This window comes from Microbacterium sp. Root553 (assembly GCF_001426995.1).
Taxonomy (GTDB): domain Bacteria; phylum Actinomycetota; class Actinomycetes; order Actinomycetales; family Microbacteriaceae; genus Microbacterium.
The window spans coordinates 670,703-685,262 of sequence record NZ_LMFY01000001.1 but is presented as its reverse complement, the minus strand read 5'-3'; the positions used below and the strand labels follow the sequence as shown (position 1 = coordinate 685,262).

At 70.6% G+C, this 14,560-nt stretch carries 8 protein-coding genes; 7 read left to right on the top strand and 1 reads right to left on the bottom strand.

What is annotated here, in order from left to right; genetic code table 11:
• Positions 1–76 precede the first annotated feature (76 nt).
• On the top strand, positions 77–2,140 hold the full coding sequence (recQ, locus tag ASD43_RS03025; RefSeq protein WP_056413396.1) for a DNA helicase RecQ: 2,064 nt from the start codon (positions 77–79) through the stop codon (positions 2,138–2,140).
• Between the two features lie 56 nt (positions 2,141–2,196).
• Here recQ and ASD43_RS03020 read toward each other — a convergent pair whose 3' ends face one another.
• Positions 2,197–3,486 carry a TetR/AcrR family transcriptional regulator gene (locus tag ASD43_RS03020; protein WP_056413392.1) on the bottom strand — a complete coding sequence of 430 codons (1,290 nt, stop codon included), beginning with the start codon at positions 3,484–3,486 and terminating at the stop codon, positions 2,197–2,199.
• A gap of 135 nt (positions 3,487–3,621) precedes the next feature.
• Here ASD43_RS03020 and ASD43_RS03015 point away from each other — a divergent pair, with 135 nt between their 5' ends.
• From ASD43_RS03015 to ASD43_RS02990, 6 genes are all read left to right on the top strand, one after another.
• Complete coding sequence (locus ASD43_RS03015) at positions 3,622–4,920, top strand: MFS transporter (RefSeq protein ID WP_056413389.1); 1,299 nt, start codon at positions 3,622–3,624, stop codon at positions 4,918–4,920.
• A 2-nt stretch (positions 4,921–4,922) separates the two neighbouring features.
• Positions 4,923–6,683 carry a glycoside hydrolase family 3 protein gene (locus ASD43_RS03010; protein WP_200946599.1) on the top strand — a complete coding sequence of 587 codons (1,761 nt, stop codon included), beginning with the start codon at positions 4,923–4,925 and terminating at the stop codon, positions 6,681–6,683.
• 333 nt (positions 6,684–7,016) lie between these two features.
• Positions 7,017–11,360: a choice-of-anchor G family protein gene (locus tag ASD43_RS03005; RefSeq protein ID WP_157550747.1), complete on the top strand. Its 4,344-nt coding sequence runs from the start codon at positions 7,017–7,019 to the stop codon at positions 11,358–11,360.
• Positions 11,361–11,565: 205 nt separating this feature from the next.
• A complete protein-coding gene (locus ASD43_RS17290; protein ID WP_056413379.1) occupies positions 11,566–12,354 on the top strand; it encodes a hypothetical protein in 789 nt (262 codons plus the stop codon).
• Positions 12,355–12,437: 83 nt separating this feature from the next.
• The gene (locus tag ASD43_RS02995) at positions 12,438–13,250 is read left to right on the top strand and encodes a DUF5819 family protein (RefSeq protein WP_082539219.1); all 813 of its coding nucleotides are present in this window, start codon (positions 12,438–12,440) and stop codon (positions 13,248–13,250) included.
• Positions 13,247–14,515 (top strand): HTTM domain-containing protein, encoded by a 1,269-nt coding sequence (locus tag ASD43_RS02990; RefSeq protein WP_056413376.1) that lies wholly within the window; start codon positions 13,247–13,249, stop codon positions 14,513–14,515. The genes ASD43_RS02995 and ASD43_RS02990 overlap by 4 nt, the downstream gene beginning before the upstream one ends.
• Positions 14,516–14,560: the final 45 nt, after the last annotated feature.

Below are 14,560 nucleotides of genomic sequence, written 5' to 3'. Positions count from 1 at the left end.
CGTGTGGATCCAACCTACGCCCGGCGGGATGCGGTCGGGGTGCCCCGGCGTCGGTGGGGATCGTTACGCTGGAGGGATGCCGCAGACTCCCCGGGATCCGTACGAGGATCTGCCCTACGCCGATGAGCCGTGGGACGCCGCGGGGTGGGAACCGTCCGAGCCGCCCGAGCCGATGGACTGGGAACCGCAGGGCGCCGGGTTCGAGCCTCCGCTCGACTGGGGGCCCGGTCCCGTGACGCCGGTGACCACGAATGCCGGGCGGTCGGCGACCCGCCGGGCGGTATCCTCCACGGCATCCGCCCCCGCGGCACGCCGTGCGGCGCCGAGCCGGTACCCGACCGCCGCCGAGGCGCTGCACACGGTCTTCGGCTACGACGAGTTCCGGGGCGATCAGGCGGCGATCGTCGAGCAGGTCATCGCCGGCGGCGACGCGGTCGTGCTCATGCCCACCGGCGGCGGCAAGAGCGTCACCTACCAGGTGCCCGCGCTGGTGCGGGAGGGCACGGGCCTCGTGGTCAGCCCGCTGATCGCCCTCATGCACGACCAGGTCGACGCTCTACGCGCGAACGGAGTGAACGCCGCCTACCTCAACTCGACGCAGTCGATCGAGGAGCGCCGCGATGTCGAGCGTGCCTACGTCGCGGGCGAGATCGACCTCCTGTACGTCGCTCCCGAGCGGCTGTCGTCTCCGCAGACCACCGCTCTCCTGCAGCGCGGAACCCTCAGCGTCATCGCCATCGACGAGGCGCACTGCGTGTCGCAGTGGGGCCACGACTTCCGCCCCGACTACCTCGCGCTGGGCGATCTCGGCGAGCGGTTCCCCGGCGTGCCGCGCATGGCGCTCACCGCGACCGCCACCCGGGCCACGCACAAGGAGCTCACCGAGCGACTGCACCTCGACGAGGCGAAGCACTATGTCGCGAGCTTCGACCGACCCAACATCCAATACCGGATCGTGCCGAAGGTCGATCCGCGCAAGCAGCTCGTCTCGTTCATCCGCGCGCAGCCCGAGGGGTCGGTCGGCATCGTCTACGCGCTGAGCCGCAAGTCGGTCGAGCAGACGGCCACCTACCTCGCCGCGCAGGGATTCGACGCACTGCCGTATCACGCGGGGCTCCCCGCCGAGGTGCGCGCGACCAATCAGTCGCGGTTCCTGCGCGAAGACGGCGTCGTGATGGTCGCCACGATCGCCTTCGGGATGGGCATCGACAAGCCGGACGTACGGTTCGTCGCCCACATCGATCTGCCCAAGTCCGTCGAGGGCTACTACCAGGAGACGGGTCGCGCGGGTCGCGACGGAGAGCCCTCGATCGCGTGGATGGCGTACGGACTGGGCGACGTGGTGCAGCAGCGCCGCATGATCGATCAGAGCCCCGGCGACCGCACCTTCAAGATGCGCCTCGGCCAGCACCTCGACGCGATGCTCGCGCTCTGCGAGACGGTGGAATGCCGTCGGCAGAACCTGCTCGGATATTTCGGGCAGGAGTCGCAGCCGTGCGGCAACTGCGACACGTGTCTCGACGAGACCGAGACGTTCGACGGGCTGGTCCCTGCGCAGAAGCTCCTGTCGACGATCGTGCGGCTCAAGCGCGAACGCAATCAGTCCTTCGGCGCCGGGCACCTGATCGACATCCTCCGCGGGGCCTCGACCGAGCGCATCCGCCAGCAGGGGCACGAGAAGATCGCCACCTACGGCATCGGCGCCGACCTCTCCGATCAGGACTGGCGCAGTGTGGTGCGTCAGCTGCTCGCACGCGGCATCATCGCGGCGCAGGGCGATTACGGCACGCTCGCCCCCGGCGAGCTCGCCCCGGGCGTTCTGAAGGGCGAGGTCGCGGTGCCGCTGCGCAAGGACACGATCGGGCGTCCGACGTCATCCCCGCGGGCGCGCAAGGCGAGTGCGGCGGATGCTCTCGATGCCGGCGACCGCGGTCTGTTCGAAGCGCTCCGCGCCTGGCGGGCCGAGACGGCTCGCGAAGAGGGGAAGCCGGCGTACATGGTCTTCGGCGACGCGACGCTGCGCGCGCTCGCCGAGCATCGCCCCGCCTCGCTCGCCGACCTCGACGGCATCACCGGCATCGGCGCGAAGAAGCGCGACGGCTACGGCGAAGGCGTGCTCGCGGTCATCGCCTCGGCCTGAGCGCGGCCGGCGCCGGCTCGGACTCCACTTTCCGGTGGGGCCCGACTCGCCTGCGCCTACGCTCGTGCGGAGGGGAGCAGATCGGCGAGATGCGCGCGAAGGTGGCTCGCGACATCCACGGCCTCACGGTCGTACAGCCACTGGTACTGCAGGCCGTCCCACATCGCGATCAGCCAGATGGCCTCGTGCTCGGGGTCGCGGTGTGCCGGCAGATCGCCGTCGCGCTGGGCGAGACGGAAGAGCTCGGCGAAGTAGTCGATGGCCCGCTCGAAGCGCTCGGCGAAGTAGTCATGGGCGGGGTGCGCCGACGGCACCGCCTCGCACGACAGCACCGCGTACACCTCGATGAGGCCGGGCTCGTCGAGTGCGCTCACGGTCGCCCCCTCGGGCAGGACCCGCAGCGCGTCGCTCGCTCTCTCGGGCGGTGCGCCGTCGGCACCGTCCTGGATCGCACGGTCGCGTTCCGCGAGCACCGCCCTCAACAGCAGCTCTTTGCTCGGGTAGTGGTGCAGCAGCGTGGACTTCGACACCCCGACCGCCTTCGCGATGTCGCTGAGGCTGGTGTCGCCGTACCCGGCGTGCGAGAACAGCCGCATGGCGTCGGCGACGATCTGCGTGCGGCGACGCCGTCCCGACGCGTAGCCGGGTGCACCGGCGGCCTCGCTGTCGACCAGCGGCACCTGCAGCGAGGGCAGGGGCCCGGACGGCATCGTGGTCGGCGCCGGCTGACCGGGCTCGCGCCAGCCCGGGGGCAGCGCCCACAGCGACTCCCGTTCCTCGAGCATTCGCACGACGTCGACGCGCGCGGGCAGATACTGCGAGACCAGCTGCAGTCCGTCCCATCCGGCCATGTGCCGGGTGGTCTCCTCCGCCACTGCGCGGTCGGGGTCGATCGTCCCGTGCAGGGCGGCGTCGGACATCACCTCCGTGCTGAGCCCGCGCAGCCTCTCGTAGCGGTCTCGCATCCGCTCGTGTGCGGGATGCTCGGGGGCTGACGCTTCGCCGGTGAGCGCGGCGAAGAGCTCGAGGTAGCCGGGTGTGCCGGCGTTGCGACGCGCGACGTCGGCAAAGATCAGCTCGCCGGACTCGGCGGCGGCGACGAGGAGGTCGAAGGACCTTTCGTTGTCGGATTCGAAACAGGCCACGACCTCGGCGAGCAGGTCGTCCTTCGACGCGAAATGACCGAGGAGTCCGGGGTGGCTGACCGAGGCGGCCGCGGCGATCTCACGCAGCGAGGTCGAGCGATACCCGTGGGCGACGAAGAGAGCGCGCGCCGCGTCGACGATCCGCTGCCGGGTCGCAGCCGTGCGCGCCTGGCGCGAGCCCGTCATGGCTTCTGTCGTCATCGCCGCCCCCTTCCCACCATTCTCTCTCATTACCACTCGGTCGACATTCACTTACCAATCGGTCGAGATTCGTGTATCGTCGTGCTCGAGCCGAGTCGTGGACGACCGGCGAACCCGTGCCCGAAAGGACCCCCCGTGACAGAGCTGTCATCGGCCGCCACCGCGGCTGCCGCCGGAACCACCGGTGTGAAACTGCCCGGAACCACCCCGCGCAAGACACCGCGCGGCTACACCCCCGGACTCGCCGCCGTGAACTTCGGCGTGTACCTGGCGCTCCTCACTCCCGTCATGGTGTCGATGGCCTTCAAGATCCAGCGCCTCGACCCGGTGAACACCGAGGGCAGCCTCGGACTCGTGATGGGAGTCGGCGCCGCCTTCGCCCTCATCGCGAACCCGCTCGTCGGCCGACTGTCGGATCGCACCACCTCCCGGTGGGGTATGCGGCGACCGTGGATCCTCGGCGGGGCGATCGTGGGCCTCGGCGGCTTCGTGATCATCGGCGCCGCGACGTCGGTGCTCGTCGTCATGCTCGCGTGGTGCCTCGTGCAGGCATCCATGAACGCGGTCCTCGCCGCCGCGAACGCCACCCTGCCCGACCAGGTCCCCGTCTCCAGCCGTGGCAAGGTCTCGGGAATCGTCGGCATCACGACGCCCATCGGCATCCTCGCCGGCAGCTTCATCGTCAACTTCCTCCCCGGTGACTTCGAGCGATTCGTCGTGCCCGCCGTCATCGCGCTGATCCTCGTCGTCGTCTTCGTGCTCACGCTCAAGGACCGCCGCCTCACCGAGAAGCCCGCGACCCCCTTCACGATCGGCACGTTCTTCGGCTCCTTCGTCTTCAACCCCCGCAAGCACCCCGACTTCGGCTGGACCTGGCTGACCAAGTTCTTCGTGATGTTCGGCTACGCCGGCATCGCGACCTTCCTCCCGCTCTACCTGGTGACCAAGTTCGCCCTCGACGAGCAGGGCGCCGTGAGCACGATCCTGATCGCCAATCTGGCCTCGATGGCGGCGATGGCCGTCTCCGCGCCGCTCGGTGGCTTCCTCTCCGACAGGATCGGCAAGCGCCGCCCCTTCGTCGCGGTCGCCGGACTGATCATGGTCGTCGGGCTCGTGATCCTCGCCGTCGCCCCCACGATCGCCGTGGTGATCGTCGCGCAGGCCATCATCGGCCTGGGTGCAGGCTCGTTCCTGTCGGTCGACCTCGCTCTCGCGACCGAGGTGCTTCCCAACCCCGACGACGTGGCCAAGGACCTCGGCGTGCTCAACATCGCCAACGCCCTGCCCCAGTCGATCGCACCCGCGATCGCCCCGAGCATCATCGCGCTCGGGGCCGCCACCCCGCTCGGCGGATACACCACCTGGTACCTGTTCGGCGCGCTCGTCGCGCTGGCCGGCGCCGTGCTCGTCTACCGCATCAAGGGAGTCAAGTGACCATGACCGCGGCCGATGCGATCACCGCTCGCCCCTGGCTCGACGCGAGTCTCCCGGTCGACGAGCGGGTGCAGCTCCTCCTCGACGAGATGACGGTCGAGGAGAAGGCGGGCCTCTTCTTCCACACCATGATCGCCATCGGCGATCTCGACGAGACGAACCCCGTCTTCGCGACCCCGAGCGCACGCGAGTTCGTGCACGTCAAGAACATGACCCACTTCAACCTGCTGGGTGCGGCACCGACCGGCCGGGAGATCGCCGCGTGGCAGAACGCCCTGCAGCGGCTCSCCGCGAGCACCCGGCTCGGGATCCCGGTGACGCTGTCGACCGATCCTCGGCACTCGTTCAGCGAGAATCCCGGTGCCTCGATCCTCGCCGGTCCCTTCTCGCAGTGGCCGGAGACACTCGGGCTCGCGGCGACCAGAGACCCCGATCTGGTCCAGCGGTTCGCTGATATCGCTCGACAGGAATATACGGCTGTCGGACTCCGTGTCGCCCTGCACCCGCAGGTGGACCTCGCGACCGAGCCGCGCTGGGCGCGGCAGACCGCGACCTTCGGAGAGGACGCCGAGCTGGCCGGTATTCTCGGGGCGGCATATATCCGAGGCTTCCAGGGCGAGTCCTTCGGACCGGGATCCGTGTCGACCATGACGAAGCACTTCCCGGGTGGGGGACCGCAGAAGGACGGGGAGGATCCGCACTTCCCGTACGGCCGGGAGCAGGTCTATCCGGGTGGTCGGTTCGAGCTGCACCTGAAGCCGTTCGAGGATGCCCTCGCGGCCGGTACGCGGCAGATGATGCCCTACTACGGCATGCCCGTCGGCACCGAGTTCGAGGAGGTCGGATTCGGCTTCAACAGGTCGGTGATCACGGGACTGCTCCGCGAGCGGTTCGGCTTCGACGGCCTGGTGTGCACCGACTGGGGGCTGATCAACGACGCGGAGATCTTCGGCCAGCCGTTCCCTGCCAGGGCGTGGGGGGTCGAGGACCTGACGCCGCGGGAGCGGATGCGCAAGGTGATCGACGCGGGCGTCGACCAGTTCGGTGGCGAGGACTGCCCTGAACTGCTGCTCGAGCTCGTCGCCGACGGTTCGGTGACCGAGGAGCGGCTGGACGTCTCGGCCCGACGGATCCTCCGCGAGAAGTTCGAGCTCGGTCTCTTCGAGGACCCGTTCGTCGATGAGGATGCGGCCGACGAGGTCGTGGGGCGAGCCGAGTTCCGAGCGGCAGGAGAGGCCGCCCAGCGGGCGTCGGTGACAGTGCTCACGAACCGGGGCGCTCTGCCGTTCGCGGCCGGACTGCGGCTGTACGTCGAGGGCATCGAGGCCGAGGTCGCGGCTGCCTACGGCGAGGTCGTGGCGAGTCCCGCGGAGGCGGATCTCGCGATCATCCGGCTGCAGGCCCCGTTCGAGCAGCGAGCGACCACGTTCGAGAACTTCTTCCACGCCGGGTCTCTCGAGTTCGCGGAGGAGGTCGTCGCTCACGTGGTCGAGATCGCCACCGCCGTGCCGACCGTCGTGGACGTGCTCGCGGATCGTCCCCCGATCCTGCAGCCGATCGTCGACGCCGCGGCCGCGGTCACGGTGAACTGGGGGGCGTCCGGAGCCGCGCTTCTCGATGTCCTGAGCGGGGTCGCGCCTGCGCGCGGTGCCTTGCCCTTCGACCTCCCGCGCTCGATGTCGGCGGTCGAGCAGTCGCGTCCCGATGTGCCGTTCGACACCGCCGACCCGCTCTTCCGATTCGGTCACGGTCTCACCCTCTGACGAGCGCTCCGCTCTGTCGCCGGCACCGTCCGGCGACACCCGACAACCGCCCCGCAGGTTCGACCTGCGGGGCGGTTTCGCATGCCGGCGGGGTCTCTCTCGCCCGTGGCGATTCGTCTTCGAGCGTCGCGCCTGGAGGACAACCTGTGGAGCGGTTCTCGTAAGACGCGTATGAACGTCTCCCAATATGACGCCAACCGAATATTCACTGGACGATTCCTGGACTTAACCCGAGACTTCCCGCAATACTGTCTGGACATGCGCTCGGTCGACACCTGTCGACGCCTGGGGAGGGCCTTGTGAAGCGGAACATCTGCATCACGGGAGAGGCGAATGGAAATTCTTGAGGGGAAGGCTCTGCGGCGACGCAGGGCCATCGGGGGAGGCATCGCCGGCGTGACCGTCGGCGCCGTGATCCTGGCGAGTGCACTGATACCCACAGCGGCGAATGCCGCTCCTGGCGACGAGTCCGCATCGAGCTCACGATTCCTGAGCGGGAGCCTCCTGCTCGGGGGAGTGCCGCTCGACGACGTGGTCTCACTCGCCGGTGTGGAGACGAGCAACAACGGCGTTCCGACGTCCGACACCGACACGGGCTCGCTCGATCTGACGGCGCTGAATGCTCTGAACCTCGAGATCCCGGGTGGCCTCAGCGTGCCGCTCAGCGGCTTCCTCCAGCTCGGTGCCGTGAACCAGTACTCGCAGTCGTCGGATGCGGGCGTCTCCCGCGCCGCGACCGGTGCCGTGAACGACAGCGGTGTCGTCGACACCACGGGCGGCGGGGCGTATCCCGCGAACGCCTCGCTGAACCTCCAGGGCCTGCTCGGATCCACCGTCACCGCAGCGGTCGCCGACCTCGACATCTCGCTCGAGGCGATCAGCTCCGAGGTGTCCCTCGACGGCGCCGGCGTCGTCGCACGCGACTACAACGTCGCCGGCGGAGACCTGCAGCTGACGCTGCCCGCGGTCGGCGGTCTGGCGACGACGCTCACCGGTCCCGGTGGCGTGGCCTCGACGGTCGATACCGCCGTCGGGACTCTGGCCGGCCCCGACGGACTGCTCGCCGGAGCCCTGGCGACTCTGGATCCGGTGCTCGCGCCGATCCTCGGAGGCAGCGGTATCGACATCGCCATCACCACCGATGTCGCCGGCGCGCTGAACACCGTGCTCGACACCCCCGTCGGCGACGGCGTGGTCACAGTCAATCTGCGCACGGGCGCCGTCGGGGCAGACCTCGACGCCCTGCTCGCCGACACGACCGGCCACGGTCTCAACGGGCTCGGAGTCAACGAGGAGGTGCTCTCGACCGCGGTGCTGAACAACCTCATCACCCGCGTGGGCAACGTCCTCGAGACGGTTCCCACGCTCGTCCAGACCGCGCTCACCTCGACGCTCAACGCCGCGACGCTGAACGTGAACGTCGCCGCCTGCGTCGTCGGCACGGGCCCGACCTGCACGGTGCCCGTCGTCGACATCGGCACCGGCCTGCAGGTCTCGGTCGTCAACCAGACGCTGGGCAGCGTCGTCGCGGGCACCGCGACGGCGACCGTCGCGCTCAAGGTCGCAGGCGCGCAGGTCGCCGTCCCCGTCGGAACGCTCCTCGGTGCGCTGACCGGGCCGCTCAACACCACCCTGTTCGGACCGACCGGCGTGATCGCAACGGTCATCCCGACGGTGACCACCGCCGTGACCTCGATCGTCACGGCGCTCGACCCGGTGGTCGGGCTTCTGAACGGCGTGGTCTCGCTGCGCGGCAACGTGCAGCCGGACAACGGTCCGATCTACAGCCAGGAGGCGTTCGTCCTCACCGTGGGCGATGTGCTCGGAACCGGCGGCGTCGGAACCATCGTCCTCGCACACGCGCAGGCGGGGCCCAACGCCCTCGCGGCAGTCGTCCCGACGGTCGACGCGGCGCCCGCCGTGCAGGCGGGCACCGCCCTTCCCGTGACCGGCTCCGGCTGGCCCGCGAACACCGACGTGGCCGTCACGGTCACCGCCCCGGGCGGCGGCGCGGTCGCAGGTCCGGTCACGCTGACGACCGACGGAGCGGGGGGCTTCACGGGATCCGTCCCGATCCCCGTGGGGACGACCCCCGGCGCCGGCTTCACCGTCACCGCCACGGACGGCACGAGCACGGCGACCGACACGACCGAGGTCACCGCAGCCGCGGCGATCGACGCGGCACCCGCCGTGCAGGCGGGCACAGACCTGCTCGTCTCCGGTACGAACTGGCCCGCGAACACGCAGCTCTCGGTGCAGCTCGCGGCCCCAGGCGGGGGCGCGAACATCGGCGGTCCCGAATCGGTCACCACCGACGGTTCCGGCTCGTTCACGTTCGACTACCCCGTACCGGCAGGCACTCCTGCGGCGGCCGGCTACACGGTCACCGCGACCGTCGGCACCCAGACGGCGACCGACACGACCGAGGTGACGGATGCTCCCGTCGCGGCGATCGATGCCGCGGCGACGGTGCAGGCAGGAATGAACCTCGCGGTCTCGGGAACGACCTGGCCCGCGAACACCCTGGTGTCGGTGCAGCTGACCGCGCCCGGTGGCGGCGCGAACGTCGGCGGTCCTGAGACGGCGACCACGAACGGCGCCGGCGAGTTCACACTGGCCTACCCCGTGCCCGCTTCGGCGGTTCCCGGCACCGCGTACACGGTCACGGCGACCGCAGGTGCGGTCACGGCGATCGACACGACGGAGGTCACGGCCGCCGCGGCAGTGGATGCTGCGCCCACCGTGCAGGCAGGCACCAGCCTTCCCCTCACGGGTACCGGCTGGCCGGCGAACACCGACGTCGCGGTGCAGCTGACCGCACCGGGCGGCGGCGACGTCGGCGGCCCGGAGACGGTGACGACGGACGGAACCGGCGGCTTCACGCTGGACTACCCGGTCCCCGGTGGGGCAGTCCCCGGCCCGGGATACACGGTCACGGCGACCGTCGGCACCCAGACGGCGACCGACACGACCGAGGTGACGGCCGCGGCTGCGGTCGACGCCGCCGACACGGTGCAGGCGGGTGCGAGCCTTCCCATCACCGGAACCGGCTGGTCGGCGAACACCGATGTGACGGTGCAGCTGACCGCCCCCGGCGGGGGCGCGAACGTCGGCGGTCCGCTGGTGGTGACCACCGACGGCTCGGGAGGGTTCACGGCGGACTACCCGGTTCCCGCGAATACCCCGCCGGCCACGGGATACACCGTGACGGCCACCGTCGGCGGTCAGACCGCGACCGACACGACCGAGGTCACGGCCGCGGCGACGGTCGATGCTGCGGCGACGGTCGAGGCGGGAACGAATCTCGCGGTCTCCGGTACCACCTGGCCGGCGAACACCGATGTCACGGTGCAGCTGACCGCGCCGGGCGGCGCGGTGATCGGCACCCCGCAGGTGGTGACGACGGGCGGGCTCGGCGGCTTCGCGCTGCAGTACCCGGTTCCGGCCGGCACCCCCGCAGGCACGGGCTACACCGTGACGGCGAGCGTGGGTGCGCAGACGGCGACCGACACGACCGAGGTCACGGCGGCTCCTGTCGTCGTGGATGCGGCCGCATCGGTTCCTGCGGGCACCAACCTCGCCGTGACCGGCACGGGCTGGCCCGTGAACTCCTCGGTGTCGCTGCAGCTCACGGCACCGGGCGGTGGCGCGGACGTCGGTGGTCCGGTGGCCGCGACGACCGACGGGTTCGGTGCGTTCACGGTGAACTATCCCGTTCCGGCCGACACGGTTCCTGGCACGGGCTACACGCTCACGGCCACGTCGGGTGCGTTCAGCGCCACGGACACCACCGAGGTGACCGCGGGCGACCCGGGCGACGTCAACACSAACGCGGCGGCYTCGGCATCCGCRTCGGCYGACGCGACCGCAGACGGCGACCCGTCGGCGCAGGCGGCGGCAGTGGCTGCCGCTCTGGCCGATGCGACGTCGGACGCCTCCGCGGCGGCCACGGTCGATGCGACGTCCGCGGCTCAGGCCGCGGCGACGACGGACGCCTCGACCACCGCATCCACCGACGTCACATCCACGGCCAACGCTTCGGCGGCGGTCGCGGCGCAGGCGGCGGCGCAGGCGGATGCGTCGGACGACGTGAACGCGGATGCCTCCACGGCGGCGGATGCGAACTCGGCGGCATCGTCGGAGTCGGCGGCGACGGCGGATTCCTCTGCGGCGGCGGATGCCAGTGCAGAGTCGGCGGCAGAGGCCGCGGCACTCACGGCGGCCTCGACGGATGCATCGACGACCTCCACCTCCACGGCCAACGCTTCGGCGGCGGTCGCGGCGCAGGCGGCGGCCCAGGCGGATGCGTCGGACGACGTGAACGCGGATGCCTCCACGGCGGCGGATGCGAACTCGGCGGCATCGTCGGAGTCGGCGGCGACGGCGGATTCGTCGACCAACGCCTCTTCCGAGGCCTCGGCCAACACCAACGCGGCGGCTTCGGCATCCGCCCGATGCGATCGCAGAGTCGGCGGCCCAGGCTGCGGCCTTCGCGGACGCCACGGCCGAGGGTTCGGCAGCGGCCGACCCGGCAGCGCAGGCCGCGGCGGAGTCGGCGGCGACGGCGACGTCGTCGACGGCTGCCACCGCGGACGCCACCTCCGAGGCGAACGCCGGTGCGGCGATCGCGGCGCAGGCGGCTGCCCTGGCGGATGCGTCGACGGACACCGCGGCTGAGGCCTCGGCGGCGTCGGACGCGAGCACGAGTGCGGCATCGAACGCGAGCGCGGCGGCGATCGCCAACGCGTCCACCGATGCCTCCTCGGATGCGGTCGCCTCGGCGGACGCCTCTGCGGCGGCCGACCCGTCTGCCGAGGTCAACACCAACGCCTCGGCATCCGCATCGGCATCGGCGCAGGCCGACGACGACAGTAACGCCTCGGTGGAGGCGGCGGCGGTCGCTGCGGCACTCGCCGACGCGACCAGCACAGCGTCGGCGGCGGCCGACGTGACGGCGGACGCCTCGGCGGCTGCCGCGGCGACGGACGATGCATCGACCGATGCCTCGACCACGGCCACCACGGATGCGAACGCCTCGTCGGCGGCCGCAGCCCAGGCGGCGGCGCAGACCGATGCGACCTCCACGAGCGCGGCGAACGCCTCGGCTTCGGCCGATGCCGACCCGAACGCGTCGGCGGCCGCAGCGGCCAACGCCTCGTCGTCCGCGACGGCCTCCGCCTCCGCGGCGGCCGATGCGTCCGCCTCGGCCACGGCATCCGCTTCTGCGGACGCCACGGCAGCGGCGTCCGCCTCGGCGGATGCGGCAGCGGATCCGACCGGACGGATCGCCATCACGATCAAGGTCCCGGTGCTGGAGCGCGGAGCGCTGCAGACCGCGGTGGGCACCGGGTTCCAGCCCGGCGAGACCGTCACCGGTGTGATGACGTCCGACCCGATCGCACTGGGGACCCAGGTCGCCGATGCGCAGGGCACGGTCACCTTCACCTGGAAGGTCCCGTCCTCGACGGACCTCGGGACGCACGTCGTGACCCTGACCGGAGCGAGCTCCGGCAGCGTCTCGGCCGACTTCCGGGTCGTCGCCTCGGGCCTGGCCACCACGGGTGGCGAGATCCAGGGCGGATGGATCGCACTGGCGGCGCTGCTGCTGATGCTCGGCCTGGGGGCGACGCGCATCGCGCGCTCCCGCAGGCCGATGGTCCAGACGGAGTAGATCGCAGCGCGGAGCACCGAGAGGTCGGGGTCGTCGGAGCGACGACCCCGACCCTCGGTGACGAGAGAGATGTGGATGGCACGATGTCGGGTATCTCATCGATGGAACACGAGGCGGCGGATCGGATCGACCAGGTCGCCGCGCGACCGCGGCCGACCTGGTGGGTCAAGCTCATAGCCTTCGCGGCCTGTCTGCTGACGCTGTGGCACGTGGGAGCGTCGTTCCTGTGGATCGCGCCGTACTCGGCACTGCGGGAGATCCCGACGCAGCAGGTGCTGTCCGGGTACATGCTGCCGATGTTCGGTCAGTCGTGGAGCGTCTTCGCCCCCGAGCCGATCAACGGCGACTACCACTTCAACGTCCGAGCCGTCATCGAGAAGGACGGCGAGCAGGTCGAGACCGGCTGGGTGAGTGCGACCGACGTCGAGCTCTCGATGATCCGGTACAACCTCTTCCCGCCCCGCGCCGGCATCCAGTCGAGCGAGGTCGCCAGCGGTCAGATGAACGCCTTCAACAAGCTGAACGCCGATCAGAAGGCCGTCGTCGCGCTGGACTTCGCGGAGGGCGACGGGGAGGAGTGGATGGTCCGCTCCTTCGACGAGCTCGAGGGCGACAACCCGTCGACCGAGGCGTACATGGCCGAGGAGCACCTCGCCACCGCCTACGCCACCCAGGTCGCCTACGCGATCTGGGGCGCGGATGCCGTGATCAAGGTGCAGTACCGGGTGAGCCGCCAGAACGTCGTCCCGTACGCGGATCGCAACGACCCGGGCGCCCAGCGACCGGATCCGACGTTCTCGACCACCGGGTGGCGACTCCCTATAGAAGAGGAAGGGCAGAGCCGCGAGAACTTCGCGAACACCTTCCGCAGCCAGTTCGAGAGGACCCAGCCGTGAGCGCACCGACCAGGACCGCGTCCTCCACGGCGAAGACGAAGAAGAAGGCGCCGGCGACGAAGGGGGCGGCATCGACGCGGGCCACGATCACCGCGCCCGCGCCCGCGCCTGCGCCTGCGCCCGTCGCTCCCGCCCCCGTCGCTCCCGCTCCGAGGGCTCCCGAGCCGACGGCCCCGTCGCCGTCCGGCGCTCCGGACGGAACGCCGCCCCGGTCCTTCCTCACCCGCCTGCTGAGCTTCGCCTCGTCGATGATCGCCGGACTCTGGGCGATGGTGCTCTCGGCCATCGATCGCATCTCGGCCTTCGTCGGCGACTGGCTCTTCTCCGGCAAGAAGGCCCTGTACGGGCTCGCCGTCACCCGCATCCTGTTCGGCGTCACCGCGCTCGGCCTGCTCGCCGCGAACTTCGGCACGCGTCTCTACACGTTCGGATCGGGATCGGCCTGGAACGGCGAGCTCGCCGACCCCGTGAGCGAGTTCCCGAAGATCTGGGTGTTCAGCGCGTTCCACGCGGCGATGGGCAACGACGTCCTCTATACCGCGCTGTATCTGCTGCTCGGCGTGCTCGCGGTGCTGTTCGTGCTGGGCTGGCGGTTCCGCATCGTGCTGCCGATCTTCTTCTGCCTGTGGATCGGCTTCGTCGAGGCCAACGACATGGTCGGCGACCAGGGCGACAACATGTTCCGCATCGCGCTGCTGCTGCTGTTCTTCGCCGATCCCGCCGCGCGGTGGTCGCTGGATGCGAAGCGCCGGGCGAAGAGCGGCGAGTGGTTCAGGCCGAACAGTCAGCCGGCGCTGCTGGGCACGGTGTTCCACAACCTCGCCCTCGTCGCCCTCACGGCGCAGGTGTGCTTCGTGTACGCCTCGGGCGCGCTGTACAAGGCCGGCGGCGCTCCGTGGGAAGAGGGGTACGCGGTCTACAACCCGCTGCAGACCGCGCGGTTCGGCACCTGGCCGGTGCTCAGCGATCTCGTGACGTCGTGGGGACCGATGGTCGTCGCGGCGACCTGGGGGTCGATCATCCTGCAGGTGGCCTTCCCGCTCATGCTGCTGACCCGACCGACGCGTCTGATCGGGCTCGTCGGCATCCTCTCCTTCCACATCGGCATCGGCGTGCTCATGGGGCTGCCGTGGTTCTCGCTGACGATGATCGCGATCGACTCGATCTTCATCCGCGACCGCACCTGGGCGCGCCTGAGCTCGGGCACCCGGCGGCGATGGGAGCAGACGAGGACCTCGCCTCCACCCGGAGCATCTGTGGGCTGACCACAATCGTGTCGGTCCACAGGATCGGTACGGCTTGGAGGATGG